The 26,168-nt window shown below is 67.6% G+C and carries 24 protein-coding genes and 1 tRNA gene; 16 read left to right on the top strand and 9 right to left on the bottom strand.

Translation table 11 applies throughout. The features are described 5' to 3' along the window. Positions 1-123: 123 nt before the first annotated feature. Both ASD28_RS14970 and ASD28_RS14965 read right to left on the bottom strand, forming a co-directional pair. Positions 124-3,396, bottom strand: a complete 3,273-nt coding sequence (locus ASD28_RS14970) for a DEAD/DEAH box helicase (protein ID WP_056129296.1) — start codon at positions 3,394-3,396, stop codon at positions 124-126. An 82-nt stretch (positions 3,397-3,478) separates the two neighbouring features. Continuing rightward, positions 3,479-3,994 carry a YgjV family protein gene (locus ASD28_RS14965; protein ID WP_056129391.1) on the bottom strand — a complete coding sequence of 172 codons (516 nt, stop codon included), beginning with the start codon at positions 3,992-3,994 and terminating at the stop codon, positions 3,479-3,481. A gap of 94 nt (positions 3,995-4,088) precedes the next feature. Between ASD28_RS14965 and ASD28_RS14960 the strand changes: the two genes are divergently transcribed. Then, positions 4,089-4,463: a hypothetical protein gene (locus tag ASD28_RS14960; RefSeq protein ID WP_056129292.1), complete on the top strand. Its 375-nt coding sequence runs from the start codon at positions 4,089-4,091 to the stop codon at positions 4,461-4,463. A gap of 16 nt (positions 4,464-4,479) precedes the next feature. Here the strand turns inward: ASD28_RS14960 and ASD28_RS14955 are convergent, their stop codons facing one another. Both ASD28_RS14955 and ASD28_RS14950 read right to left on the bottom strand, forming a co-directional pair. After that, complete coding sequence (locus tag ASD28_RS14955) at positions 4,480-5,121, bottom strand: hypothetical protein (protein WP_056129289.1); 642 nt, start codon at positions 5,119-5,121, stop codon at positions 4,480-4,482. 7 nt (positions 5,122-5,128) lie between these two features. Continuing rightward, positions 5,129-6,274 (bottom strand): branched-chain amino acid ABC transporter substrate-binding protein, encoded by a 1,146-nt coding sequence (locus ASD28_RS14950; RefSeq protein WP_056129286.1) that lies wholly within the window; start codon positions 6,272-6,274, stop codon positions 5,129-5,131. Between the two features lie 152 nt (positions 6,275-6,426). Between ASD28_RS14950 and ASD28_RS14945 the strand changes: the two genes are divergently transcribed. After that, complete coding sequence (locus ASD28_RS14945) at positions 6,427-6,870, top strand: nuclear transport factor 2 family protein (protein ID WP_056129282.1); 444 nt, start codon at positions 6,427-6,429, stop codon at positions 6,868-6,870. Between the two features lie 10 nt (positions 6,871-6,880). Here the strand turns inward: ASD28_RS14945 and ASD28_RS31845 are convergent, their stop codons facing one another. Further along, complete coding sequence (locus ASD28_RS31845) at positions 6,881-7,090, bottom strand: M13-type metalloendopeptidase (RefSeq protein ID WP_056129281.1); 210 nt, start codon at positions 7,088-7,090, stop codon at positions 6,881-6,883. On the opposite strand from ASD28_RS31845, the gene ASD28_RS14935 reads away from it, so the two are divergent. From ASD28_RS14935 to ASD28_RS14920, 4 genes are all read left to right on the top strand, one after another. After that, the gene (locus ASD28_RS14935; RefSeq protein WP_056129277.1) at positions 7,089-7,931 is read left to right on the top strand and encodes a CAP domain-containing protein; all 843 of its coding nucleotides are present in this window, start codon (positions 7,089-7,091) and stop codon (positions 7,929-7,931) included. The genes ASD28_RS31845 and ASD28_RS14935 overlap by 2 nt on opposite strands. A 75-nt stretch (positions 7,932-8,006) precedes the next feature. Further along, positions 8,007-8,456 carry a MarR family winged helix-turn-helix transcriptional regulator gene (locus ASD28_RS14930; protein WP_056129274.1) on the top strand — a complete coding sequence of 150 codons (450 nt, stop codon included), beginning with the start codon at positions 8,007-8,009 and terminating at the stop codon, positions 8,454-8,456. Positions 8,457-8,502: 46 nt separating this feature from the next. Continuing rightward, positions 8,503-8,931 carry an organic hydroperoxide resistance protein gene (locus ASD28_RS14925; protein ID WP_056129272.1) on the top strand — a complete coding sequence of 143 codons (429 nt, stop codon included), beginning with the start codon at positions 8,503-8,505 and terminating at the stop codon, positions 8,929-8,931. Between the two features lie 232 nt (positions 8,932-9,163). Continuing rightward, entirely contained in the window at positions 9,164-10,618 is a 1,455-nt protein-coding gene (locus ASD28_RS14920; RefSeq protein WP_056129269.1) for a catalase, read from the top strand. A gap of 3 nt (positions 10,619-10,621) precedes the next feature. Here ASD28_RS14920 and ASD28_RS14915 read toward each other — a convergent pair whose 3' ends face one another. Further along, positions 10,622-11,317 (bottom strand): alpha/beta fold hydrolase, encoded by a 696-nt coding sequence (locus ASD28_RS14915; protein ID WP_056129265.1) that lies wholly within the window; start codon positions 11,315-11,317, stop codon positions 10,622-10,624. Positions 11,318-11,452: 135 nt separating this feature from the next. Between ASD28_RS14915 and ASD28_RS33195 the strand changes: the two genes are divergently transcribed. The 9 genes from ASD28_RS33195 (at position 11,453) to ASD28_RS14870 (ending at position 20,759) form a co-directional block, all read left to right on the top strand. After that, positions 11,453-13,150 (top strand): methyl-accepting chemotaxis protein, encoded by a 1,698-nt coding sequence (locus ASD28_RS33195; protein WP_056129262.1) that lies wholly within the window; start codon positions 11,453-11,455, stop codon positions 13,148-13,150. Positions 13,151-13,237: 87 nt separating this feature from the next. Then, positions 13,238-13,723, top strand: coding sequence for an acyl-CoA thioesterase (locus ASD28_RS14905; protein WP_056129259.1), 486 nt, complete (start codon positions 13,238-13,240; stop codon positions 13,721-13,723). Positions 13,724-13,759: 36 nt separating this feature from the next. Further along, positions 13,760-13,835, top strand: a tRNA-Phe gene (locus ASD28_RS14900). A gap of 67 nt (positions 13,836-13,902) precedes the next feature. Beyond that, positions 13,903-14,247 carry a zinc ribbon domain-containing protein YjdM gene (locus ASD28_RS14895; RefSeq protein WP_056129256.1) on the top strand — a complete coding sequence of 115 codons (345 nt, stop codon included), beginning with the start codon at positions 13,903-13,905 and terminating at the stop codon, positions 14,245-14,247. A gap of 103 nt (positions 14,248-14,350) precedes the next feature. After that, the gene (locus ASD28_RS14890; protein WP_056129250.1) at positions 14,351-16,030 is read left to right on the top strand and encodes a beta-xylosidase; all 1,680 of its coding nucleotides are present in this window, start codon (positions 14,351-14,353) and stop codon (positions 16,028-16,030) included. Between the two features lie 114 nt (positions 16,031-16,144). After that, positions 16,145-18,304, top strand: coding sequence for an alkaline phosphatase family protein (locus ASD28_RS14885; protein ID WP_229411855.1), 2,160 nt, complete (start codon positions 16,145-16,147; stop codon positions 18,302-18,304). Position 18,305: 1 nt separating this feature from the next. Next, on the top strand, positions 18,306-18,956 hold the full coding sequence (locus tag ASD28_RS14880; RefSeq protein ID WP_056129245.1) for a hypothetical protein: 651 nt from the start codon (positions 18,306-18,308) through the stop codon (positions 18,954-18,956). A 107-nt stretch (positions 18,957-19,063) separates the two neighbouring features. Then, entirely contained in the window at positions 19,064-19,963 is a 900-nt protein-coding gene (locus ASD28_RS14875) for an aspartyl/asparaginyl beta-hydroxylase domain-containing protein (protein WP_056129242.1), read from the top strand. Positions 19,964-20,027: 64 nt separating this feature from the next. Next, complete coding sequence (locus tag ASD28_RS14870; protein ID WP_056129240.1) at positions 20,028-20,759, top strand: HAD family hydrolase; 732 nt, start codon at positions 20,028-20,030, stop codon at positions 20,757-20,759. Here ASD28_RS14870 and ASD28_RS14865 read toward each other — a convergent pair. Both ASD28_RS14865 and ASD28_RS14860 read right to left on the bottom strand, forming a co-directional pair. Then, positions 20,728-21,201, bottom strand: a complete 474-nt coding sequence (locus tag ASD28_RS14865; RefSeq protein ID WP_056129238.1) for a hypothetical protein — start codon at positions 21,199-21,201, stop codon at positions 20,728-20,730. The genes ASD28_RS14870 and ASD28_RS14865 overlap by 32 nt on opposite strands. Continuing rightward, entirely contained in the window at positions 21,188-22,471 is a 1,284-nt protein-coding gene (locus ASD28_RS14860) for a glycosyltransferase (RefSeq protein WP_307168035.1), read from the bottom strand. The genes ASD28_RS14865 and ASD28_RS14860 overlap by 14 nt, the downstream gene beginning before the upstream one ends. A gap of 6 nt (positions 22,472-22,477) precedes the next feature. On the opposite strand from ASD28_RS14860, the gene ASD28_RS14855 reads away from it, so the two are divergent. Beyond that, the gene (locus ASD28_RS14855) at positions 22,478-22,918 is read left to right on the top strand and encodes a hypothetical protein (RefSeq protein ID WP_056129235.1); all 441 of its coding nucleotides are present in this window, start codon (positions 22,478-22,480) and stop codon (positions 22,916-22,918) included. A gap of 95 nt (positions 22,919-23,013) precedes the next feature. On the opposite strand, the gene ASD28_RS14850 is transcribed toward ASD28_RS14855, so the two are convergent. Beyond that, positions 23,014-26,166, bottom strand: coding sequence for a S8 family serine peptidase (locus ASD28_RS14850; protein ID WP_056129232.1), 3,153 nt, complete (start codon positions 26,164-26,166; stop codon positions 23,014-23,016). Positions 26,167-26,168: the final 2 nt, after the last annotated feature.

The following is a 26,168-nucleotide window of genomic DNA, read 5'->3' as shown; positions in this document are numbered from 1 at the left end:
GATCCAGGCCAGGAAATATTTGCCCATGATCGTACTCCTTTCGTTTGCGATTGATCACGGGTTCAGGATGCCGCAGGCGGGCGCGGGCGTCCGTACGGTAATGCACGAAGCGCGCGTGCCGGCCTAGGGTTGCGCGAACAGCACCTGCAGATCGTCCCGGACGATGGCCGCCGCGAGCCCGCCTTCGGCATCGAGCACGGCATTGGCCAGTTCGCCCTTGCGGCGCTGCATGTCCTGGATTTTTTCTTCGAGCGTGCCCTGCGCGATCAGCTTGTAGACGAACACGGGCTGATCCTGGCCAATGCGCCAGGCGCGATCGGTCGCCTGGTTCTCGCTGGCTGGATTCCACCATGGATCGTAATGAATGACCGTGTCGGCCGCGGTGAGATTCAGGCCGACACCGCCCGCCTTCAGGCTGACCAGGAACACGCTCACGTCCCCCCGCTGGAACGCGCCGACGGGAGCGTCGCGATCGGCCGTGTCGCCTGTCAGTTGGACGAATGTGATACCGCGCGCGTCCAGTGCGGCGCCGATCAGTGCCAGCATGCTCGTGAACTGGGAAAACACGAGGACGCTGCGTCCCTCGCTCAGCAACGTGTCGAGCAGTTCCAGCAGCGTGTCCAGCTTGGCCGACCCCACCCTGGCGGCCGCGTCCAGCAGGCGCGGATCGCAGCAGACCTGGCGCAATTTCAACAAGGCATCGAGAATGATGATCTGGCTGCGCGCGAGGCCCTTGGCATCGATGGCGTCGCGCACCTTCCTGTCCATCGCCACGCGCACGGTCTCGTACAGGTCGCGCTGGGCGCCGTCGAGTTCGATGGGCAGCACGATCTCCGTCTTGGGCGGCAATTCGGTGGCGACCTTGTCCTTGGTCCGGCGCAGCATGAATGGTTTCACGCGGCGTGCCAGCAGGTTCTTGCGCTGGACATCTCCACGCTGCTCGATCGGTTTACGGAACACGGTATTGAACTGTTTGTCGTCACCCAGCAGGCCCGGCATCAGGAAATGGAACTGCGACCACAATTCACCGAGGTGGTTCTGCACCGGCGTACCGGTCAGGCACATGCGGTGACGGGCATCGAGCAGGCGCACGGTCTGCGCCGCCTTCGAGCGGCTATTCTTGATGTACTGGGCTTCGTCGAGGATGAGGAGGTGATAGCGGTGCCTGCGCAGCGCCGGCTCGTCGCGCCCCAGCAGGGCATACGTCGTGAGCACGAGGTCGGCGTCGCCGACCAGGTCGAACGATGCCTTCCTGTCCTTGCCATGCAGGAGCAGCACGCGCAGGCCGGGCGCGAAGCGCGCTGCTTCGGCCTGCCAGTTGCCCATCAGGCTCGTCGGCGCCACGACGAGCGCCGGCGCATCGAGGCGCCCCGCCTCCTTTTCGGCGAGGATGTGGGCGAGCGTCTGGATGGTCTTGCCGAGTCCCATGTCGTCGGCCAGGATGCCGCCGAAGCCGTATTCGCGCAGGAACTGCATCCAGTCCAGGCCCGCACGCTGGTAAGGGCGCAACTGCGCCGTCAGGCCGGCCGGCACGTCCACGGGCCGGATGCCGTCGAAATCGTGCAGCTTGCGGCCCAGTTCACGCAAGCGATCGCCGCCCAGCCAGCGCAGGCGCGCGGCCCGCTCCAGTTCCGCCAGGCGTGCCGCATCCAGCGCCGGCAGCTGGATCTTCGCGCCGATGCGGTCGCCGAAATACAGCTCGCCCAGCGTGGCCAGGATCGGTTTGATCCGTCCCCAGGGCAGGGCCACGCGCCTGGACGGGGTCAGTTCCACCAGCATCTCGTCGGTATCGGGGCGCGCGGCCAGTGCGTCGGCGCCGAACTGCCATGGCGTGTTGCGGATCATGTCCACCAACAGCGGCAGCAGCGGATGGCGTTCGCCATCGACGACGATGCCCAGTTCGAGGTCGAACCAGCCGTTGCCGTCCCCTTCGCCTTCGTCGAGGTCGGCATACCATTCCTGCACTTCCGCGAGGTCGTAGCGGAAATCGTCGCCGATCTCGACCTGCCAGCCAGCCTCGCGCAGGCGCGGCAGCTCGTCGCGCACAAAGGCGAGCCATGCGGCCTCGTCCGCTAATGCCAGGGCGTCCGGCCAGTCGTCGCGCAATGGATCGCCCGGCGGCGGCGAACCGAAGCCGGACGCCGCGAGTCGCGCGGCGGCGGCGGCTTCGGCCGTTGTGTCGCGCACGATCACGTCGACGCCGCCGTCGAGCACGCTGCGCAATACGAGCTCGTCGACGCCTTCCGTGGAGAGACCGTCGTAGTCGAACGTCAGGATGGCAATGTCGCGCCAGTCCCAGTCGCGGCGCGTCGGTATCTGCAGGCTGTCCAGCATGAGGTGGGGTACGGGCGCGATGTCGCGCCGCTCGCGCACCTCGAGCGCTGCCGGCGCGGGCAAGAGGCCGTCCAGGCCCAGGTCGATCATGCGGCCTGCGACGCCGTTGCGCTGTTCCCCGCGCAGCGCAGGCGCCTGCGCGACGAGGTCCAGGAGGATCGCCGGCGGGATGGCCGCCAGCTGTTCCGGCAGCGCCACCTCGCCGACCGCGAGGCCGTCCAGGTAGACGATGGGGTCGGTGGGATACATGTGCTCGGGCAACTGGCCCCCATCCGCACGCCAGCCCAGGCTCACGGCCTCACGGTCGGCGCCATGCTGCAGCCAGTCGAGCGCCAGCGTACGCCGCGGCCCCGGCGCCACCCGTTCCAGGTGGCCGTACCCGGCCGCCTTCAGCGAACGCGCGCGCCACAGCCAGCCTGCGGCACTGAGTTTTTCCAGCAACGCGGCGCCGAGGGCGCCCGCGGGTTCCAGCGTGTGATGGCTTACCTGCATGGCGCCCAGCAGGCGCAGCGGCTCGTCGTGCTCGCGTCCCACGTGGGACGGTCGCATCTTGAGCAGCCGCAGCGGATCTGCCTCGAGCATGGCTTTGTCGATGCTGCCGTCCTGCCGCAGGCGGACCGTGTGCGGATGCAGGCCCGGCACCTGGCCCGCGCGGTCCGGGGCGAGCACATAGATGAGCCCCAGCGGGGCGCCGCGCGTCGCGTCCGCCGCGTCCTGCAGGACGTTCCGGATCGCCGCCATTTGCTGCAGCCAGCGCTCGGCCGCCGCCGGCACATCCAGCGGGCGGTGCGCGAGTTCGGCCAGGAGCACGGCCACGACGTGCTTGCAGTTGCGGGTCATGGGGCAGCTGCAGTCGCCGCGGAAACGCACGCCGCGCTTGTCGCTCGTCACGCGTATTTCCTGGCGGTACGTCTTGCCGCCGCTACCTTCCACCTCGCCGTGGAGCGTGTCGGGAAACTCGATGTCGATGGAGATCACGCGCCCCTTGCGGGCATACTCCTCGCCCCGGGCAAACGTGCCGGGGTCGAACTGGCGCCTGATGTCGTCGTGCGTGAATTCCATGTGAACGTGTGTGTGTCGAACGAATCGAGGCGCCATTATCCCCGATCGCCGCGCCGCTGCCGGCAGGCGGCGTTGACGGACCTCAGGCCGGCTGCGCCACCCGCGCCGCGCGCGCCATGCGCCAGATCGTCGTGCCGTTCACGACCGCCATCACGATCTCGAGCGCCGTGCCGCCGATCGAGCCGGCGATGATGTTGTTCGCGATCCATAGAAAAGTCCCGCACAGCATCGCGAGGCGCATCGGCACGCCGCGCAGGAGAAACAGCGCGAGCGTGCCGATGCAGGACGCGCCCAGGGGCAGCCAGTCCGTCATGCGCGTGGCGAGCGTCAGGCCCAGGGCGAGGTTCATCGCGACGACGCCAACCGCCACCCACACCGAACGCGTGTACAGCGCCAGCACGGAGCGCAGCAGCGACATGGTCGTGCTGGCGACGGGCGTCGGGTTGCCGAGCAGGGCGAAGTGGACGATGTAGGCCAGGCATTCGCCGGCCATGAACAGCTTGAAGCGGCGGTCGTCCTTTTGCAGCGCGCAGGCGACGCCGAGGACGAACGCGATGTAGCCGACGCATTGCGCCGGCGCGAACCAGTCGAGGGACATGGAAAACTCTTCGGGAAGGAGCGGCATTATAGCCCGCATCCTGGACTAGAATGTCCGGGCAGTCCTGACAACCGATGTCTTCCAAGGAGCTACCATGAAAGCACTGAAATTCGGTATCGCCTGTCTGTCCGCCCTCTTCGCCCTCTCTGCCCATGCCGCCGACCAGGCGCCGGTCAAGAAAGTGAACGGCGTCCTCGCCGACGCCCACGGCATGACAGTCTACACGTTCGACAAGGACGTCGCCGGCAGCGGCAAGAGCGCCTGCAACGGCCCATGCGCGGAGAACTGGCCGCCAGTGAAGGCCGGCGACGCGGCCGTGTCCGCGCCGTATTCCACCGTCACGCGCGACGACGGCAGCAAGCAGCTCGCCTACCAGGGCAAGCCGCTGTACACGTTCGTGAAGGACAAGAAGGCGGGCGACCGCGCAGGCGACAAGAAGATGAACGTCTGGCACGCCGTGACGGACTGACGGCCGCGCCGCGGCATCAGGCGGCGGGGTCGTGATTGTCGCGATGGCCCAGCGCCAGTCCGGCGCCCAGGCCGCCGCCGCCGTCCATGCCGCCACCTCCACCACCGCCACCACCGCGACCTCCGCCCTCCCCTTTGCCGCGGCTGCCCGCACCCTGCGTGCGCGTGGGCCCCTGCAGCGGGATCGCGACGCCGTCCGGGACCGGCCCCAGGTCGAGCGCTTCGCGGATGAAGGCGCGCAGCGAGATCACCAGTTCGGCCGTGTGGATCGGCCGTCCCGCCGCGAGGTCGCTCGCGGCCTGGCCCGCGAGGCGGCAATGTTCTTCCGTGCCGAGCAGCAAGATGTCGGCCAGTGCCGCCTCGACGGCGTCGCGGATGCGGCGCGCGCGGTCCGAACCGGCGTCGAGACCGGCGGCGCGCAGGTCGCGCAGATGCTTCGGATCGACCGTCAGCTCGCCCGTGAACGAGCCGCCCAGCGTGCGGTACGCGGCGATCAGGGTGCGCAGGCGCTCGTTGATCTGGCGGTTCATGCGCTCGCGCCGCTGCTGGATCGTCTGCATCATGAGCACGCGGATGCCGACGCCGATCAGGGTGAACACGGCGAGACCGAGGAAGGTCGTCGCCAGCGCCTGCCACGAACTGAAGTCCAGGTAGCGCATCGTTCGCTCAGTTTACGCTGTCGCGCACGACCCGCAGCTTCGTCAGCTGGCCGCGGCGGTAGGTATATAGCGTAAGAGCCGCATCGCGCAGGTCGCCGTTCGCATCGAAGGCGATGGTGCCGGTGATGCCCTGGTACTTGATCTTTGCGAGGGCGGGCAGGAACTTCGCCGGGTCGGACGATCCGGCCGCGCGCATGGCGGCGGCGAAGGTCATCGTCGCGTCGTACGCGTACGGCGCATACGTCTGGAAGCCCATGCCGTAGCGCTTCTTGTAGCGGTCCGCAAAAGCCGCCATGCCCGCCTCCAGCGGCGCATCGACGCCGCCCGCCACCACGCACACCACCTTGTCGTCGCCGAGCGCGCTGCCGGCCAGCTGCGGCAGCTTTTCCGAGCATACGCCGTCGCCCGACACGAACTTCGCGGTCATTCCCAGCGCCTGCATCTGCTTGAGCATCGGGCCGGCTGTCGCGTCCATGCCGCCGTAGAAGATCACGTCCGGCCGGCGCGCGCGGATCTGCGTGAGGATCGCATTGAAATCCGTCGCGCGGTCGTTGGTGAACTGGCGGCTGACGATCTCCGCGCCTTTCAAACGCTTGACGTCTTTCGCGAACTGGTCGGCGAGGCCCTGGCCGAACGCGGTGCGGTCGTCGATGATGGCGATCTTCTTCGCCTTCAGCGTGTTGATGGCGTAGCTGGCCAGCACGCGGCCCACGAGGTCGTCGTTGGCGACGATGCGGAATGCCGTTTTATAGCCCTGGTGCGTGTACAGCGGCGTGGTGGCCGCCGGGGAGATTTGCGGAATGCCGGCGCTGTCGTAGATCTTCGAGGCCGGCACCGTCGTGCCGGAATTCAGGTGGCCGACGACCGCCACGACGCCGCCGTCGACGAGCTTCTGCGCGACGGCCGTGCCGAGCTTCGGATCGCTGCCGTCGTCCTCCGCCTGCAGCCCCCATCTGACCTTCTTGCCGGCTATCGCCGCGCCCTGCGCGTTCAGATCGTCGATCGCGAGGCGCGCGCCGTTCTCGATGTCCTTGCCCTGGTGCGCGCTGGGACCGGACAGCGGCGAGGCGCTGCCGATCTTCACTTGCGATTGGGCGTGGGCGGCCGGCACACAGGCCAGCGACAACAAGGTGGCGAAGCAGATCAGACGCATGGGCTATTCCTTCAGGGTGATGTCTCGATTGTAATGCCCAGCGACCCCGTTTACGACAACCAAAAGTCACACACTATTCTTGACTTCCCGCGCCGTGCGTCTAGGCTGCATGAAGCGGCCCCGCCGCACCACAATCACAAGGAGAAAGAGACATGGACGCACAAGACAACAAACGGCTCGTCCTGGAAGGCTACCGGCTGTTCCAGAGCGGCGACATTCCCGGCATGCTGGCCTATGCACACGACGACGCCGAGTGGATCGGCCCCGACGCCGACGCCGTGCCCTTCGCCGGCAGCTTCCACGGCAAGGCGGAAGTCGGGCGTTTCTTTTCCGAGCTGCTCACGGCCATGCATCCCACGCGCTTCGTCATCAAGGACGTCATCGCCGAGAACGACAAGGTCGTCGTCCTCGGCGAAGCCATGTGGATGGTCAGGGCCACCGGGCACACCTACGACAGCCAGTGGGTCCACGTGTTCACCATGCGTGACGACAAGTTCATCCGCGTCGACTCGCTGTACGACACGGCGTCGGCCGAGCGCGCGTTCCGCCCCGACCGGCCGGACCTGACGGCCGCGGCGAGCGCGCTGCGGCACTGAACCGGACGCGTTACCAGAACACGACGCGGTCCTGCGGCGCCAGGTACATCCGCTCACCCGGCTTGACGGCGAACGCGTCGTAGAAGCCCGGGTGGTTGCGCAGGCTGCCGTTGACGCGGCATTCCGACGGCGCGTGCGGATCGGATTTCACCTGGGCGATCGGCGCCGCATCGCGCGCCTTGCCGCGGCGCGCCGGCGTCCCCATCTGGGTGAGGACCATGCCTGCCCTCACCCGCCTACTCCTGCTCGCCGCCACGCTGGCCGCCGCCGCGCCCGCGCGTGCGGACGAGCTCGCCAATCTGATCAATGCGTACCGTACCGCGCCCGGTACCTGCGACGGCGCGCCGGCAGCGCCGGTTTCCGTGCTGAACGTCGAGCCGGCGCTGTCCCGCATCCGCATCGGCCCCGGCACCTTCCTCGAATCCGCCCTGCAGCGCGCCGGCTACGAGGCCGCGCATGCCGAGGCGATCACGGTCACGGGGCCGCCGGATGCGCGCGCCGCAATGGACGTCATCGCACAAAAATACTGCCGCACCTTGCGCGCCGCGGAATTTGCGGCCGTGGGCACCGCGCACGTGGGCGACGACTGGCAGGTCGTGCTGGCGCGGCCCGTCGTCATTCCGCCGCTGCCCGAATGGCCGGACGCCGGCCGGGACATCCTCGCGCTCGTGAACGCGGCGCGCGCGCAACCGCGCACGTGCGGGACGCAGGCGTTCGGCCCGGCCGGTCCGCTCACGTGGAACCCGCTGCTGGGCCAGGCCGCCCTCATGCACAGTACGGACATGGCACAGAAGCACTACTTCAACCACAAGCAGCCGGACGGCAGCGTGCCGGCCGACCGGGCAACCAGGGCCGGCTACCGCTGGGCGCGCGTCGGGGAAAACATCGCATCGGGCCAGCGCACGCCCGAGGACGCCGTCGCGTCGTGGCTGGACAGCCCCGGCCACTGCGCCAACATCATGAATCCCACGTTCACGGAAATGGGCGCGGCCTACGCGATCAATCCGCAGAACCGCAACCGCACCGCCTACTGGACGCAAGTCTTCGGCACGCCGCGCTGATCATTGAGCCAGGCTATGGCGTTCATAAAAACAAACATATTGCGCACAATTGAATTGCACGCTATAGTTCAACCCATGGAAACGAACGACGCAAACGCAGCTCTCCTGCTCGACAACCAGTTGTGCTTCGCACTCCATTCGGCATCGCTGGCGATGACGAAGGTGTACAAGCCGCACCTGGACAAGCTGGGCGTGACGTATCCGCAGTACCTGGCGCTGCTGGTGCTGTGGGAGCGCGACGGCCTGAGCGTGTCGGACATCGGCGAGCGCCTGTACCTCGATTCCGGGACGTTGACCCCGCTGTTGAAGCGGCTCGAGGCCCAGGGCCTGGTCGACCGGTCTCGCGACCCGCAGGACGAGCGCCGCGTGGTGATCCGGCTGACGGCGGCGGCGCGTGCGCTGAAGGAACAAGCGGCCGGCATCCCGGCCTGCATCCTGGGCGCCACCGGTTGCGACGTGCAGGACGTTGTAAGACTCGTCGGCGAAATCAAAGCGATGCGCGCCAGGCTCGCCGGCGCAATGTAAGACGATTTATGTGCAGTACGAACTCAACCACTGAAAGGATAACGCCATGACCACCAAACTCGATAAAGTCCTGTACACCGCCAAGGCCCACACCACCGGCGGCCGCGAAGGCGCCTCCCGCACCGACGACGGCCTGCTGGACGTCCGCCTGGCACCGCCGAAGGAAATGGGCGGCAAGGGTGATGCCACCAACCCGGAACAACTGTTCGCCGCCGGCTACTCGGCCTGCTTCATGGGCGCCATCAAGTTCGTCGCCGCCCAGAAGAAAGTGGTCGTCCCGGCCGATGCGTCGATCGACGCCAGCGTCTCGATCGGCCCGATCCCGAACGGTTTCGGCCTGGCCGTAGAACTGGCCGTGAGCCTGCCGGGCCTGGACCGCGCCGTGGCGCAGGACCTGGTCGACGCGGCCCACATCGTGTGCCCCTACTCGAACGCGACCCGCGGCAATATCGACGTCACGCTGAGCCTGATCTAAATCAAACCGGGGTCAGAGCCCTGATTTGGGAAATTTACCAAAATCGGGCTCTGACCCCGGTGTTCGAGCAATAGTCCGCTGCTACGAGGATGCTTTTAGGTAATTAATTTTATCTATTAGATCCATATAAACGGATAGTTTGCACGAATGCCCCGCAAGCTCTACCATGGTTATGAATAGATCACAGCTATCGATGAATATTCGTCGATAGCTTAACCATGAAAGAGCCGCCATGACCCAACTGACCACCGCCTCCGGTATTCCCGTCACCGACAACCAGAACTCGATCACGGCCGGTCCGCGCGGCCCCGTGCTGCTGCAGGACTTCCACCTGATCGAGAAGCTGCAGCACTTCAACCGCGAGCGCATCCCGGAGCGCGTCGTGCACGCGAAGGGTTCGGGCGCATACGGCACCTTCACCGTCACCCACGACGTCAGCAAGTACACGAAGGCGAAACTTTTCGCGGCCATCGGCAGGCAGACGGAGACGTTCCTGCGCTTCTCGACCGTCGGCGGCGAAAAAGGCTCGGCCGACACGGAACGCGATCCGCGCGGTTTCGCCGTCCGCTTCTACACCGAGGAAGGCAACTGGGACCTGGTCGGCAACAACACGCCGACGTTCTTCCTGAAGGACGGCATCAAGTTCCCGGACTTCATCCACACGCAGAAACGCGATCCGCAGACGAACCTGAAATCCGCGCAGAACGTGTGGGACTTCTGGAGCAAGGCGCCGGAGAGCCTGCACCAGGTGACGATCCTGTTCTCGGACCGCGGCACGCCGGACGGCTACCGCCACATGGACGGCTTCGGCAGCCACACCTACAGCCTGATCAACGACGCGGGCGAGCGCGTGTGGGTCAAGTGGCACTTCAAGACGCTGCAGGGCATCAGGAACCTGACGGCGGCGGAAGCCCAGCGCCTCGCCGGCGTCGACCCGGACTATGCGCAGCGCGACCTGTTCAACGCGATCGCAACAGGCGACTACCCGCGCTGGAGCGTGGAGATCCAGGTGATGGACGACGCCCGGCGCGCCGCCTGGGAAGCGCAGACCGGCTGGGATGCGTTCGACCTGACCAAGGTGTGGCCGCAGGGCGAATTCCCGCGCATCCCCGTCGGCATCCTGGAGCTGAACCGCAATCCGGACAATTACCACGCCGACGTCGAGCAGGCCGCCCTGTCGCCGTCGAACATCGTGCCGGGCCTGGGCTACAGCCCGGACAAGATGCTGCAGGCGCGCCTGTTCGCCTACCACGACGCCCAGCTGTACCGCGTCGGCACGAACCACCAGCACCTGCCGGTGAACCGTCCGCGCTGCCCGTTCCACAACCAGCAGCGCGACGGCGCGATGGCCGTCGCCAACGGCGGCGCGGCGCCGAACTATGACCCGGTGCATGCGGACGTCCCGGCCGTCGGCGGCTTCGGCCACGGCGACGCCGGCTGGCCGGTGGAAGGCAACGCGGGCCGCTACGACACCCGCGCCACCGACGACCACTTCACGCAGGCGGGCAACCTGTTCCGCCTGCTCACCGAAGAAGGCAAGCGCAACCTCATCGCCAACATCGCCGGTTCGCTGTCCAATGCGGATGCCGCCACGCAGGATCGCCAGATCGGGCATTTCCTGAAAGCGGACACGGCGTACGGCCAGGGCGTGGCGGAGGCGATCCGCGCGCTGCAGAACCAGGCGTAAGCGTCAGCCTTCCGCCTGCGCGGCCAGCCAGGGCACAATGACGTCGAGCAGGCGCTGCGGCGCCTCGATGGGAATCATGTGCCCCGTGTCCTCGATGACGGCGAGCGTGGCGCCGGGGATGGCGGCCGCCATCTCCTGCGCTTCCGCCAGGCTGCGCAACTGGTCGTTTTCCGCCGCCACGACGAGCGTCGGGCAGCGGATCTCGCCTGACCGTTCGAGGTCGCCCGGCCGGTCCAGCAGCGACTGCCGCCGGAACACCTCACCGCCGAGGCGCATGCCCATCGCGCGGATCCGCTCGATCAGCGCGTCGTTGTCGCGCTGCTTCGGATGCAGCGACGTGGCGACGGCCGTGCGACTGAGGCCGCTGAAGGCGATGGACGGCGCCGCGTTGCCGATCGCGCCCTTGCGCTTCTGCAGCGCGGCCGTGTCGCCGCGGGTGGACGTCGACATCAATACGAGCGCGCGCACCCGGTCGGGCGCCTGGCGCGCGATCGCGCGCGCGACATAGCCGCCCATCGAAAAACCCACGAGCAGGAAGGTCGGCGGCGCCGCCGCGAGGACGCGGCGCGCCATCGCCTCGACCGACGTGTCGTGGCGCAGGTCGGCATGGACGACGGGACCGAAGCGCGCCAGCGCCGGCACCATGTCGTCCCATAACGTTTCATCGGCCATGAAGCCGGGCACAAGAAGGATAGCCATGGTGCCATCCTAGCCGATTTCACCCGCGCCGGATGGGCATGCCATCTATCCGGCACTGTCCTGAGTCGCCTCAAGGCGGACCGGCCCCGTTGCGATTTTCATTGACTCTTGTTGCCCGGAAACTCAAGGAGTCCCATGAAATCCATCGCCACCATCGGCGTGCGCAACCAGCTCAGGTTCGCGTTCGCCGTCGTCATCGTGCTGTCGTTCCTCGCGACGGCCATCGCCATCTGGCGCCTGCAGGTCCTGTCGGACGACACCCAGGCGCTCACGCAGCGTCCGCTCGTGAAGGAGCGGCTGATTTCCGGCTGGCTGCTGAACACGTCGGTCGCCGCCAAGCGCACCGGGGCCATCGCCCGCTCCGCCGATCCGGAACTCGCGACCTACTACGCCGCCGAAACGCAGGATTCGACGACGCGCACCACCGCGCTGCAGAAGCAGGTCGGCGACCTGCTCGGCACGCCGGAAGAACGCGCCGTGTTCGAGCGGATCGGCACGGCGCGCCAGCGCTACATCGTCACGCGCGACCGCGTGATGGCGCTCAAGAAGGCGGGCAACGATGCCGAGGCCCGCAAGTTCTTCGACGACGAATTCGTGCCCGCCGTGACCGCGTACCTCGGCCAGGTCAAGGCGCTGCTGGAGCTGCAGCAGAAGGAGATCGATACCCGCGTCGCCACCGTGCTCGCGTCCGCGGACCGCAGCAGCCACGTCCTCACCGCGCTGTGCCTCGCGACGCTCGTCTTCAGCATAGCCGCCGGCACGTTGTGCGCGCGCGTCCTGTTCCGGCGCCTGGGCGGCGAACCGGCCCGCGCCGCGCAGGTGGCGGCCGCGATCGCGGGCGGCAACCTGTGCGTGGCCGTGCCGGTGGCCGCCGGCGACAAGGACAGCCTGATGGCCGCCCTCGAGCGCATGCGCGCGAGCCTCGCCGGCATCGTCGCGGACGTGCGCGCGGGCACCGGCACGATCGTCGTCGCGGCCACGACGATGGCCGGCGAGGCGCAGGACCTGTCGCACCGCACGGAAAGCCAGGCGCAGGCGCTGGAAGAGACGGCGTCGTCGATGGAAGAACTGACGCAGGCGGTCGGCCAGAACGCGACGAGCGCCGAGGAAGCCAACCGCATGGCCGGCGACGCCGCGCGCGTGGCGCAGCAGGGCGGCGCGATGGTCGGGCAACTGGTCGACACGATGGGCGCGATCAATGCGTCGTCCGCGCGCATCGTCGACATCATCGCCGTCATCGACGGCATCGCCTTCCAGACGAATATCCTGGCCCTGAACGCCGCCGTGGAAGCGGCGCGCGCCGGCGAGCAGGGGCGCGGCTTCGCCGTCGTCGCCGCCGAGGTGCGCGCCCTCGCCCAGCGCTCGGGCGCCGCGGCGAAGGAGATCAAGGACCTGATCGACGCTTCCACCCAGCGCGTGGCCGACGGCGCGACCCTGGCGGGGCAGGCCGGCCAGACGATGCGCGACATCGTCGACAGCATCGGCCGCGTCACCGGCATCATGAACGAGATCGTTGCGTCCAGCCGCGAACAGGCCAGCGGCATCGGCCAGGTCAACCAGGCCATCGTGCAGATGGACGGCGTCACGCAGCAGAACGCGGCGCTCGTCGAGGAATCGGCGGCCGCGACGCGGGCGATGCATGAACAGGCGCAGGCGCTGGCCGGGCTGGTGGAAGTGTTCCGGGTCCAGGCGAAGGCCCAACCGGCGCCGAGGCCGGCGCTGCCGTCGGCACGCCGCGCGGCGCCCGCTGCCGCGCCCGCGCCCCCAGCCCGGCCGGCACGGAAGCCCGTTGCCGCCCGCAAGACCCCTGCCACGGTGGAGGCGGACTGGTAAGAGTTCTGACCAAAGGATAGGGGTTGTTGCCGCAACCGGGTTTCTCAGGCAACATCCTCCCTATTCTTCATCTTTACGCTCGACGCCATGAACCTGCCAGCCCACCAACTCACCATGACGGTCCTGATGACGCCGGACACCGCGAACTTTTCCGGTAACGTGCACGGCGGGAACATCCTGAAACTGCTCGACCAGGTGGCCTACGCCTGCGCCAGCCGCTATGCCGGCACCTATGTCGTGACGATGAGCGTCGACCAGGTGACGTTCCGCCAGCCCATCCACGTGGGCGAGCTGGTGACGTTCCTGGCCGCCGTGAACTACACGGGCCGCACGTCGATGGAAATCGGCATCAAGGTCGTGGCCGAGGACATCCGCACGCAGCAGGTGCGCCACGTGAACAGCTGCTTCTTCACGATGGTGGCCGTGGGCGACGACAAGCAGCCCGTCCCCGTGCCGCCGCTGCGCCCGTTCGGACCGGACGAGCTGCGCCGCCACAAGGAAGCGAAGGCCCGCAAGGAGCTGCGCCTGGCGCTCGATCGCCAGCATGAGGAACGTGCCGCAGCAAAAAATTAGGGTTTTTTGTTAAGCCGTGCTATACTGCGCCGCCTTGGCCTGGTAGCTCAGTTGGTAGAGCAGAGGATTGAAAATCCTTGTGTCGGTGGTTCGATTCCGCCCCGGGCCACCAAGAATTCCAGCAACGCCAACCCCTGCGGTTGGCGTTTTGCATTCCACTATCCCTTTCGCACACTGCCATGACGACCTTGCCTCCCTGCCCCACCTGCGGTTCCACGCTGACTTACGAAGACGGCACGGGCAACTACGTTTGCCCGGAATGCGCGCACGAATGGCCCGTCAAGGCCGACGCAGCGGCTGAAGAGACGGCCCGCGTGTGGCGCGATGCGGCCGGCAACGTGCTGCAGGACGGCGATACCGTCACCGTCATCAAGGACCTGAAACTGAAGGGCGGCGGCGGCGTCGTCAAGCAGGGGACCAAGGTCAAGAACATCCGCCTCGTCGACGGCGACCACGACATCGACTGCAAGATCGACGGCTTCGGCGCGATGAGCCTGAAGTCGGAATTCGTCCGCAAGAGCTGAGCGGGCGATATCCGATCCGGTATCGACACCGGAAAAACCGTCATTGGACGGCCATCGTGGATCGGCCTAGCATCATCCCATCGGACCGATCCACGAGAAAAAAATGAAGAGACACCTCGCCGCCCTCCTCCTCGCGGCCTGCGCGCCGCTGCACGCCGCCGAACCTTCCACGCCACAGCCGGTCAGGCTGGCCATCGACGCCACGCAGGTCAAGGGCCCCATGACGCCCATCTGGGCCTGGTTCGGCTACGACGAACCGAACTACACGACGGCGCCCAACGGTAAAAAGCTGCTGAGCGACATCGCCGCGCTGAGCCCCGTCCCCGTGTACGTCCGCGCGCACAACCTCATGACGTCGGGCGACGGCAGCTATGCGCTCAAGTGGGGCTCGACGAATATGTACAGCGAGGACAAGGACGGCAAGCCGGTCTACGACTGGACGATCATCGACGGCATCTTCGACACGTACATCGAACGCGGCATGAAGCCGCTGGCGCAGATCGGCTTCATGCCGGAAGCGCTGTCGCAGCGCCCGCAGCCTTACCGCCACCACTGGAAGCCGGGCACGCCCTACAAGGAAATCATGACGGGCTGGGCCACGCCGCCGAAGGATTACGCCAAGTGGTCCGAGCTGGTCTACCAGTGGGTCAAGCACAGCGTGGCGCGCTATGGCCGGAAGGAAGTCGAGAGCTGGTACTGGGAAGTGTGGAACGAGCCGGACGGCCTCTACCTCATCGCGCCGGACACGAAGCGCGAGTACTTCAAGATGTACGACTACGCGGCCGACGCGGTGAAACGCGCGCTGCCGACGGCGCGCATCGGCGGGCCGCACACGGCCGGTGCGGGCCGCTTCATGGACGACTTCCTGCAGCACTGCCTGCACGAGACCAATTACGCGACCGGCAAGACCGGCACGCCGCTGGACTTCGTCGCCTTCCACGCCAAGGGCGCGCCGAAGGTCGTCGACGGCATCGTGCGCATGGGCATGGACGCGCACTTCCGCCACCTCGACGAAGGCTTCGCGCTCGTCGAAAAATACCCGGAGCTGAAGAACGTCCCCGTCATCATCGGCGAATCCGACCCGGAAGGCTGCGCCGCCTGCGGCATGCAGACCAACCCGGAAAATTCCTACCGCAACGGCACGCTGTACGCCAGCTACACGGCCGCGTCGATCGCACGCGAATACGACCTGGCCGCACGGCGCGGCGTGAACCTGATCGGCGCGGTGAACTGGTCGTTCGAGTTCGAAGACCAGCCGTGGTTCGCGGGCTTCCGCGACCTGGCGACCAACGGCGTCAACAAGCCGGTGCTGAACGTGTTCCGCATGCTCGGCAAGATGCGCGGCGAGCGCGTGGCGGTGACGGGCGACCGCGCCTACGACGCGGCCCGCATCCAGGCCGCCGGCGTGCGCGGCGCGCGCACCGACATCGATGCGCTGGCGGCGAAGGATGCACACAGCGTGTCCGTCCTGGTCTGGAATTACCACGACGACGACATCATCGACGCCGGCTCACCGGTCGAACTGCGGATCGCCGGCATTCCCGCGCAACGGGTGCAGATGCGCCACTACCGCATCGACCAGGAGCACGGCAACTCGTACGCCGCGTGGAAGCGCATGGGCTCGCCCGCAAACCCGACGCCGGCGCAGGTGGCCGAGCTGCAGAAAGCCAGCGAGCTGGCGGAGCTCGCTCCCGCGTCGACGCTGCAGACGACGGACGGCACGGCGACCGTCAGGATGCAGTTGCCGAGGCAGGCGGTGTCGCTGGTGACGCTGACCTACTAACATTACCGGAGGATTAACTTTGTAACGTAATGTGCCGCCAGGCCCTGCTGTCACGAACCTGTCACGCCCCTCGCCCATCCTGCGCTCGATTCCCACCCGACCAGGAGATCCCTCGTGAGGTTAGCAACGACCTTCATTACCCCGCTCGCGCTCGGCATCCTGCTGGCTGCCTGCGGCAGCGACAGCGACGGCGGCACCACGACCGCATCCACCACGCCGAATACCAGCACGACCGCGCCGGCCACGCCGACTGCGACCCGCACCATCGTCATGGTGTGGGACGGCCTGCGCCCCGATTCCGTCAACGCGACGGACACGCCGAACCTGTACGCGCTGCGCCAGAGCGGCGTGAACTTCAGCGACAACCACTCGACCTACCCGACCTTCACGATGATGAATTCGTCGTCGTTCGCGACGGGGTCGTTCCCGAAGACCAGCGGCTTCTACGGCAACACGTTCTGGACGCCGCCGCAGGGCAGCGCCAACACGATCCCGGCCGGCAGCGGCGCGGGCGGCAGTGCCCAGGATTACCAGGACCCCGTGTTCACCGAGGACTACGCGGTGCTGGCCACGCTGAACGATTACTACGGCGGCCAGCTGCTGCTCGTGAAGAGCCTGTTCGCCACCGCGCAGGCGGCCGGCCTGACGACCGCCACCATCGGCAAGTCGGGCGCCGCGTACCTGCAGGACCTCGGCAAGGGCGGCGTCTTCCTCGACGAGAACACCGTGCAGCCGCGCAGCCTCGTCACCGAGCTGCAGGGAGCGGGCTTCGCGCTGCCCTCGAACGTCGTCAAGAATTATTCGGGCAGCGACGCCGTCACGCTCGCCGGCAATAACGGCAACCCGACGGCGCGCGCCGGCTACGTCACGTTCAACACGACGGCGTTCGACCCGGACGGCAAGGTCGCCATCGCGGCGCGCGATTCGGCCGACACGACGCAGGGCGCGCCGGAAGACGCGGCCAACAAGTACATGATGTCGGTGTACACGCAATATATTCTGCCGCAGAAGAAGCCGATGCTGTCGCTGATCTGGTTCCGCACGCCGGACAACGTCGAACACGGCTACGGCCCGGGCAGCGCCAACATGAAGGCCGGCCTGCGCTCGCAGGACGCACGCCTCGGCGAACTGATCGCCGCGCTGCGCGCCAACGGCTTGGACAGCTCGACCAATATCGTCGTCGTGTCCGACCACGGCCACTCCAGCGTTTCCGGTCCGGTGGCGACGTTCCCACTGCGCGCCATCACGGCCTCAAGCACCGTGCCCAACGGCGGCGTGAGCGGCGCGGCAATCGGCGCCGCGGATCCGAACGGCTACTCGTTCTCCGGCGACGTGCGCTCGGCCGACCTGCTGACCTACCGCGGCTTCGCGGCCTATGACGGTTCCGGATGCTCGACGAGCGCGATGTATGGACTCACCGCCGACGGCAAGCCCGTCATCCCCGTCAAGGTCGACACGAGCGGCAGCCTGTGCGGCAGCGCGAACACGAAGTACCAGGCGATCAGCGCGGCGCTCGCGAAGCCGGTGGCCAGCTTCAAGGTGCCCGCGCCGGGCAGCCTGCCGGCCAACGGCATCGTCGTCGCGGCGAACGGCGGGTCCGACTACTTCTACGTGCCGGGCCACGACGCGGCCACCGTCCAGAAGCTCGTGACGTTCCTGCAGCAGCGCGAGGAATACGGGGCGATCTTCGTCGACAGCCGCTACGGCAGCATCCCCGGCACCTTGTCGCTGGCACAGGTGAACCTGGAAAACGCGAAGCGCCAGAACAATGGCCAGCCGGACGTCGTCGTGTCGTTCTCGTGGGACTACAACACGGCGGTGCAGGGCATGCCGGGCATCGAGTTCGAAAGCGTCGGCGGCCAGCGCGGCATGCACGGCAGCTTCGGCATCTCGGACGTGCACAACACGCTGATCGCCAACGGCCCCTCGTTCCTGACGAATAAAGTCGTGACGACGCCGTCCGGCAACGTCGACGTGGCACCGACCGTGGCCTACCTGCTCGGCCTGTCCATGCCGCAGGCCGACGGCCGCGTGCTGAACGAAGGCCTGGCGACGCCCGCCACGAAGGACCAGCCGACGGTGACGCCGTCGACCGTGACCCCGGCCGCCGCCGCGACCGGCCTCACGTTCGAGCTGCCGACGGATCCGACCGGCGCCGCGAAGGACACGGCGCTCGCCAGGGGCATGTACAGCATCGAGCTCTCGGTGAAAGACCTGACCGTGGGCGGCAAGTCGTACCGCTACTTCGACTCGGCCCGCGCGGTGCGCAACTGACATGAAGTACGCCCTTCCTGTCTGCATGGTGGCCGCGGCCGTCTTGTCCGCGCCCCCGTCCAGCGCCGCCACGCTGGACTTCGACCACGTCTTCAGCACGCGCGGCGAGCCGGCGGCCACCCATTTCGAGGCCACCTATCTCGCCGGCGGTGCCGAACACCACGTGGAAGTCTGGCGCGACGGCGAGCGCCGCATCCGCCGCCGCACGGACGACAAGGCCGAGAGTTTCGCGCTGCGTACGCCGGGCAGCCCGGACTACCGGCTGTCCGTGCTGGATCTCGGCAAGAAAATCCGCACGGACATCGACCGCGACAACCTGTACCGCATCGGCCAGTTCACCGACTGGTTCGATCTCGGCCATGGCCTGCGCCACCCGAAGGGCGGCTACCGCCTCGTGCCGGCCGCCTCGCCGCACGAGGCCGCACGCGCCATCGGCGCCTGCGAATGGGTCGCGCTCGTCCAGGGCACGCAGACGACGCACGTGTGCTGGAGCACGACGGCGAAGCTGCCGCTGCTGATCCAGGCCGCGGACGGCCGCACCGTGTGGCGGGTGACGCACGTCGATCACAAGACGATCCCGGACAAGGTGTTCGCCATCCAGGATGCCGGCTTCATCCGCAACGACGCGAACGCGGATATCGAGCGCGATTGAGTTGGATCAGGCGAGCCTGTCGCTCGCCTGGCACCGCCGCAGGCGTTCTGCTGCAATGACAGGGTTGCGCGTTGTGATCGCGCGCCCTTTCACTGCGGAGTCCGCCGATGCGCTGGATCGTCCTGTTGCTGTTCGTCGCCAGCGCGGTGCACGTGCACCTGCGCGGCCGCGTGCGCCATGGCGTGTTCCGGCAGCTGTCCGACCACTCCACGTTCACGGCGCCGCTGAACTGCTTCTGCTATCTGTTTTCCGCCGTGCCGACGACGCCGTTCGTGCCCGCATCCTGCTTTCCCGAACTGGCGGATCTCAAACAGGAATGGCGCACGTTCCGCCAGGAAGCGCTGGCGCTGTACGAGATGCAGCGCATCCGCCCGTCCGACAAATACGACGACATCGGCTTCAATTCCTTTTTCCGGCGCGGCTGGAAGCGCTTCTACCTGAAGTGGTACGACAATCCACATCCATCCGCGGCGACATTGTGTCCGCGCACCGTGGCCATCCTGGAGCGCATCCCATCGGTCAAGGCGGCGATGTTCGCGCTGCTGCCGGCAGGCGGCACCCTGGGCCTGCACCGCGATCCGCTGGCCGTGTCCGTGCGCTACCACCTCGGGCTCGTGACACCCAACGACGACCGCTGCGCCATCGTCGTCGACGGCATCCCGTATGCGTGGCGCGACGGCGAGGACGTCGTGTTCGACGAGACCTATCTGCACGACGCCGCCAACCGGACGGCGCACGACCGCATCATCCTGTTCTGCGACGTCGAGCGTCCGCTGAAATACCGCTGGGCGCAGGCCGTGGGCCGCGCGGTTGGCGGCTTCATCCTGCGCGCGTCGGCGGCGCCGAACGAGATCGGCGACCGCACGGGCGGCCTGAACCGCGCGTTCCGCTACCTGTACGCGTTGCGCCGGTTCGGCAAGCGGTTGAAAGCCTGGAACCGCACCGTCTACTACGTCTTCAAATGGTTCCTGTTCGGCGCGCTCGCGTTCGTGCTGTTCTGGCGCTGATCTGTCATACGCCGGTAACGTGCTGGTGAGTATGATGAGGCAACGGAATCCGGCCACGACGCACATGTACAAATCCAGGAAACGCCTGCTGATCCTTGACGCGGACGGCACCACCATCGACGCCTTTTCCGCCATCGAAGCGGCCTTTTCGCGGCATGGGCTGGACATCGGCGACGAAGCCCGGTTCCAGAAGCGCCACAACCTGTTCAAGTACCTGGGCGGATTGAAGGAATTCCCGGCTATCATCAAGAAGAACCTGCGCAGGAACAGCCGGTCCAGGCTCGTCGACAGCCTCACGGAGGTCTATCGCCAGGAAGCGACGATGTACGAAGGCATCCCCGACCTCGTGCGGGAACTGGTCGCCGCGCCGGACGTCGTGGTCGGCATGGTCACGCGCAACATCACGAACGAACCGCTGGAGACGCTGCGCCAGCTGTTCCAGCGCCACGACATCGACATCAATGCGCTCGACTTCCTCGTCCACATTCCGCTCTCGGAAAAGAAGACGAGCCAGTTCCGCGCCATCCGCGAACAATTCGGCATCAATCCGGCGCGCGCCTACGTGTGCGGCGACGAGCACAAGGATTTCACTGCCGCGATCGGCTCGGGCATGCATCCGTTCATGGTGTCGTACGGCTTCGAGGACTACGACCGGCTGACCGAGAAATTCGAGATTCCCCACGAGCTGATCTCGCGCACGTCCGGCGAACTGTGCCAGCGCATCCGTCACGCGCTGGACCTGGGCAAGGGTCGTGGCGGACCAGTCAGTACGCGTACCAGAACAGCAGCGCGCTGACGACGCCGAACATCCAGTAATCGACGGGCGCACCCGCGAACCAGCGCTTGTGCCAGGGGACCAGTTCGCGCTTGAAGCGGCGCCAGCCGAAAGCAGGATTGACGACGAACCACAGCCAGTCCTCGACGATCCAGAACAGCATCACGGCGCCCAGCGCGCGTGCTTCCAGCGGCAACGACCATCGTCCCACGAAGGCCAGCGGGAAGTGAAAAATGACGCCGATGAAGGAGAACATCCACGCGTGGTAGCCGGTCAGCGCGCGGCCGCCCCAGAAGATGTCGAGCAGCGGATGCTCTTCGATGCGCCAGGTGGGCAGGTTCGCGGCCCAGCCGGCGTCGCCTTCGATCTCCACTTCGACGCGGGCAAAAAAATAAGCGGCAACGACGATGGCGGCCAGCGTCGCGACGAACTGGCCGGCATGGGAAAGTTCAAACACAGGCATCGATGGGTTCGGTCTGCTTCAGGATGGCCGCCAGCACGGCGGCCGCGGCATGGGGACGGCCCAGCGCGAGGGCGCGGGCACGCATGGTGTCGAGTTCGGCCGGATGGGCCATCAGGTAGCGCACGCGGTATTCCAGCGATGGCGCATCGAACGCTTTCATCGCGGCGCCATGTTCGAGCAGGAAATTGGCGTTGCGTTCCTCTTGCCCGGGAATCGACGCATTCACGATCATGGGCAGGCCCAGCGCCAGGCACTCCGCCGTCGTCGCGCCGCCCGGCTTCGTGATGGCCACGTCGGCGCAGGCCATCAGGCGCTCGACCTTGTCCGTAAAACCTTGCGGCACGAGCCGGCCCGGGTATGCGGCCGCCAGTCGCTGCAGCGCGGTCAGTTCGGCGGCATTGCGGCCCGCCAGCGCGATCAACTGGAACTGACCGGGGATCGCCAGCAGGCGCTGCGCCAGCGTCGACAGGCCGCCCAGCCCCGCACCGCCGCCCATCAACAGGAAGGTCATGCGGCCGGGATCGATGCCGAGTTCGCGTGCACACGCGGCGCGATCGGGCCGGCACGTAAAGGTCGGCATGACCGGGATGCCGGTGACGTGGATGCCGTCGCGCGCGATGCCGTGTTTTTCCATCAGGAACGCCACTTCGTCATTGCCCGCGAAATAGCCGGCCATGTGCCGGTGCACCCACATGCGGTGCAGGTCGAAGTCGGTCACTTGCACCCACACGGGGCAGCGCAGCATGCCGTCGGCAACCTCGCGCGACAGGATCTCGGCCGGCAGGAAATGTGTGCAGACGATGGCATCCGGGCGCAGCGCGGCGATTTTCGCCAGCAGCGGCGCGCAATCGCGCTGTTCGATGCGGCGCCGCAGCCGGTGCGCCCAGCCGTCCGGCGCGGCCGTATTCGTGTAATCGTAGACCCAGCTCCACACCGCCGGCGCGCGGCGCACGAGCATGATGTAGAGGTCGGCGTAGACCTGGCGCAGGCGCGGCGTCGCGTAGGCGGTCGCGTCCAGGTGGATCACTTCGGCGATGCCGGGGACGGCGGACGCGCTGGCGCGGATCGCCTCGGCCGCGCGCGTATGGCCGGCGCCCGCGGGCACGCTCAGCACGAGGATGCGCTTGCCTGCCCTGCCTTCGTCCATCCAACGCCCACCCATCGCGCTCGCCTTGCCGTGCATATTGATGAGGGCAATGTAGCGGTTGAATATGACGGTGCCGTGACGACGCGTGCGCCCCTTGCCAAGCGCTTCCGTGCACGCGATCATGGGCCCATGAACCCGCTCAACCTACCCCGCACCTTTGCCCGCCTGGCCGGCCTGGCCCTGTTGCTCGCGAGCAGCGCCTGCCGCAGCGATGCGCCGCAGGTCCCCTCCACCGCCACGGGCAGCGCGCCCCTGCTGGCCCGCATCGAGGCCGAGCGCGGCGCCGCCGCCTGCGACACGGACGACCAGTGTCACACGATCGGCGTGGGCCACAAGGCCTGCGGCGGCCCCGAGCGCTACCTCGCGTGGTCCAGCAAGAACAACGACGGCACGCGCCTGCGCGCGCTCGTGGCCGAACACGCGGCCGCGCGCCAGGCCGAGGACACCAAGAAGGGCATGATGTCGACCTGCTCCGTCGTCCCCGATCCGGGCGCGACGTGCGCCGCCGGCCAGTGCGTGCTGCGCGCCACGAACAGCGGTCCCGGCGGGACGGCACCCGTGGCACGCTGATACTTCATCACAAACGACAAAGGCCGCGGCATGCACCGCGGCCTTTGTCTTTCGGGCCGCTTGTGGCGGCCCATGGTCGAGCTGTAACCCGCCGATTACTCGACCTTCGCCTGCTTGTTGCCGGCGTTCTGGAACAGCGGGATCGGATCCGTCGTGTCGACTTCGACGATCGTCGTGCCGACCGTGGCGCCGCCGGTCACGTAGGCGACCGAACCCAGGTGACGCTTGCCGGTCGCGAGACCGGACCACGACAGCGCCACCGATGCCGTGCCGCCCAGGGCGACCTGGGTCGGTGCGACGGCCCTGAAGTTGCCGCCGGTGACGCCCGGGCTCAGCACCCAGGTCGACAGCTTGTACGTGGCGCTGCCACCGACCGGATCGTAGCCGACGACGCACACCTTGTACTCGCCTGCCGGCGGGTTGGCCAGCGTGACCATTTCGTTGGCCGTCTGGCCGCCGCTGGTGCCGACGACGGTCGTGCCGCGCGCCACGACGAGGTCCAGGTCGGACAGGCCGGTGCCGGTGCCGACCGTGTCACTGTCGTACAGCGCGAAGCGGGCCGTGGTCGTGCCGGCCGGGATGGTGACGGTGTGCACGTTCACGCCCGTGCCGCCGCCGCCCGTGCACACGCTGTTGGCCGTGTTCGTCGCCGTGACGACCGTCGAGCTGAACTCGGTGGCCGGGATCAGGCCGGCCTTGGCGAGCGACAGCGAGCCGGCGTAGCCGGTACCGATGGTGACGACCTTGGTGCCGGACGTCGCTTCGCTCTGCACCGTGGCCGGTACGGCGATCGTGGAGGCGCGCACCGTCAGCGGGCTGCGCACCGTGTGCGTGCCGTCGCTCCAGGTCAGCTTGCCGTACACCCACGTGTTCATCGGCGCGCTGGTGCGGGTCAGCTTGACGGTGTACGTGCCGCTCGCGCCCGGCGCCAGGTTCAGCGTGGCCGGCTGCACGTCGACCGTGTAGCCCGGCAGCGTGGTGCTGACGTTGTACGTCGCCGCGCTGCCGCCCACGTTCTTCACCGTGCGGGTCAGCGTCTGGATGCCCAGCACGTTGGCGGCCGTCAGCGACGGCAGGTTCAGGTTGTACGGCTGGATCGAGCCGACGGCCGGGCAGGTGCCCGGGCTGAACACGTTGGTGATGCCGAGGCCGCACAGGAAGCGCGCGTAGTCGATCGTGGCCAGGTCGTACACGAGACCCGGATCGACGGCAGTGGACGGCGCCACGTGGCCGGCGCCCTGGCCCCACGGCAGCGTGCCGGTCGTGCGGGCCGTGCTGTCCCAGGATACCGAACCGTTCAGGCCATCGTTGAAGGTGTCGTACGCGGTCGTCATCAGGGCCGACTTGATCATCGCCGGCGTCCAGTCCGGATGGCGCTGTTTCAGCAGCGCGGCGATGCCGGCCACGTGCGGCGACGCCATCGAAGTGCCGGTGTAGAACGCGAAGTCCTTCGACGGCGCCGGTGCGCCGCCGGCGACCGCGTCGCGCTGGGCCTTGGTCAGGTCGGCGCTGACGGCCGCCAGGATGTCCGTGCCCGGCGCGGTGACGTCCGGCTTCATGATGTTGGCGTTGGCCACGTTCGGGCCGCGCGACGAGCTGCTGTTCATCTGCGGTGCCACGATGGTCGGATCGACGATGCCGCGCAGGTTGTTCAGCGCCGCGGTGGCGCCCGGGGTCGAGGCATAGTAATCCTTGACCTTCTGGCCGTCCGCGGCCGTGATGTGCACGGTCGAGATCGAGTGGGCCTGGTTCAGGATCGTCGATGCGCTGGTCGGCGTGTTGGCGATGATGACGCCGACGGCGCCGGCCGTCTTGCCGTTCGCGCTCTTGTTGACGAGCACGTTCGAGCCGCGGTCGCAGACGAGGATCTTGCCCGTCACCTTGGCCGGATCGAGGTACGTGGTCGGACCATCGGCCGGGCCGAAGCACAGGTTCAGGCTTGGATCGGCCGGGTCGATGCCCGCCAGGCCGGCATCCTTCGCCAGGATCAGCGGCGACGACGGGGTGTTGGCATTGCCGGACGCGCCGGTGACGGTCACGCCGTTGCCCAGCGCGACGTCGCCCGCATAGGTGCGGTTGTGCGTCGAGTTGCCGACGGTGGTGAGCCACGGGCTGATGTGGGCGACCGGTGCCGTCGCCGGACCGGAGTTGCCGGCCGATGCCGCCACGAACACGCCCGCCGCGGCCGCGCCGAGGAAGGCGACTTCGGTCGGTTCGTTGAACTGGCCGCCGCCGGCGTTCGGGCCGATCGAGAAGTTGATGACGTTCACGCCATCCTTCACGGCCTGTTCGATCGCGGCCACGCTGTTCGACGTCGCGCAGCCGTTCAGGCCGGTCACGCCGTCGGTCCAGCAGACTTTATAGGCGGCGATGCGGGCGCGCGGCGCCATGCCGGTGATCTTGCCGAGCGAGATCCCGTTGGTGGTGGCCGTCACGTGTGCGTTGCCGCCGGCCGTGCTGGCCGTGTGGTCGCCGTGGCCGCCATGGCCTTCCGCGCCGGCGACGGAGTCGCGCGCCGACAAAAATTCGGTCCAGTGCAAGGTCTGCGTCGGCTGCTTGAAGTAGCGCGCGCCGATCAGCTTGTTGTTGCAATCGGTGACCGCGAAGCCTTCGCCCACCTGGCAGATACCCTTCCAGGACGCCGGCGGGGCATCGTAGGCGAGCTTGGTGCCGTCGCGGCTCGGATTGCCGTTCGCGTCGACGCGGTCGGCGAAGCTGTCGTGCTCCGGCCAGATGCCGCCGTCGACGATGCCGATGATGATGCCTTCGCCGGCCTTGTCCTGGCCGCCGAGCTGGTCCCACAGGCCGCCCGGTTTATCGAGGCCGAGGAACGTCGGGGTATAGCTCGTGTCGAGCTGCAGGATCGAGTCCGCCGAGATGCTGGCGACGCCCGGGTTCTTCTTCAGCGCGCGGACCTCGGCGTCGGTCAGCAGGGCCGAGAAGCCGTTGAAGACGACCTTGTATTCGTTGGTGACCTGGGCCTTGTTGACAGTCGACAGGACGTCGGACTGCTTGGTCTCCAGGTAGGTGATGTAGTTCTGGACGCTCGTCGCGTCGACGTTCAGGCGCTGCCCGGCGGCCGGCTTGGTGGCCGTGAGGCCGCTGACGCCGCCGTCATAGGTGGCGACCGGCTTGTCGGCCAGCTGGACGATGTACGAGCGGCGGACTTCGCCGTCGGCATAGGCGTGGGTGGCGGCCGCGACGGTCAGCGCGAACAGGACGGCCGAAGTGATGGGACGCAGTTTCATGG

The organism is Massilia sp. Root133 (assembly GCF_001426525.1).
Classification (GTDB): Bacteria; Pseudomonadota; Gammaproteobacteria; order Burkholderiales; family Burkholderiaceae_D; genus Telluria; species Telluria orientalis.
This window is presented reverse-complemented; position numbering and strand designations above follow the sequence as displayed.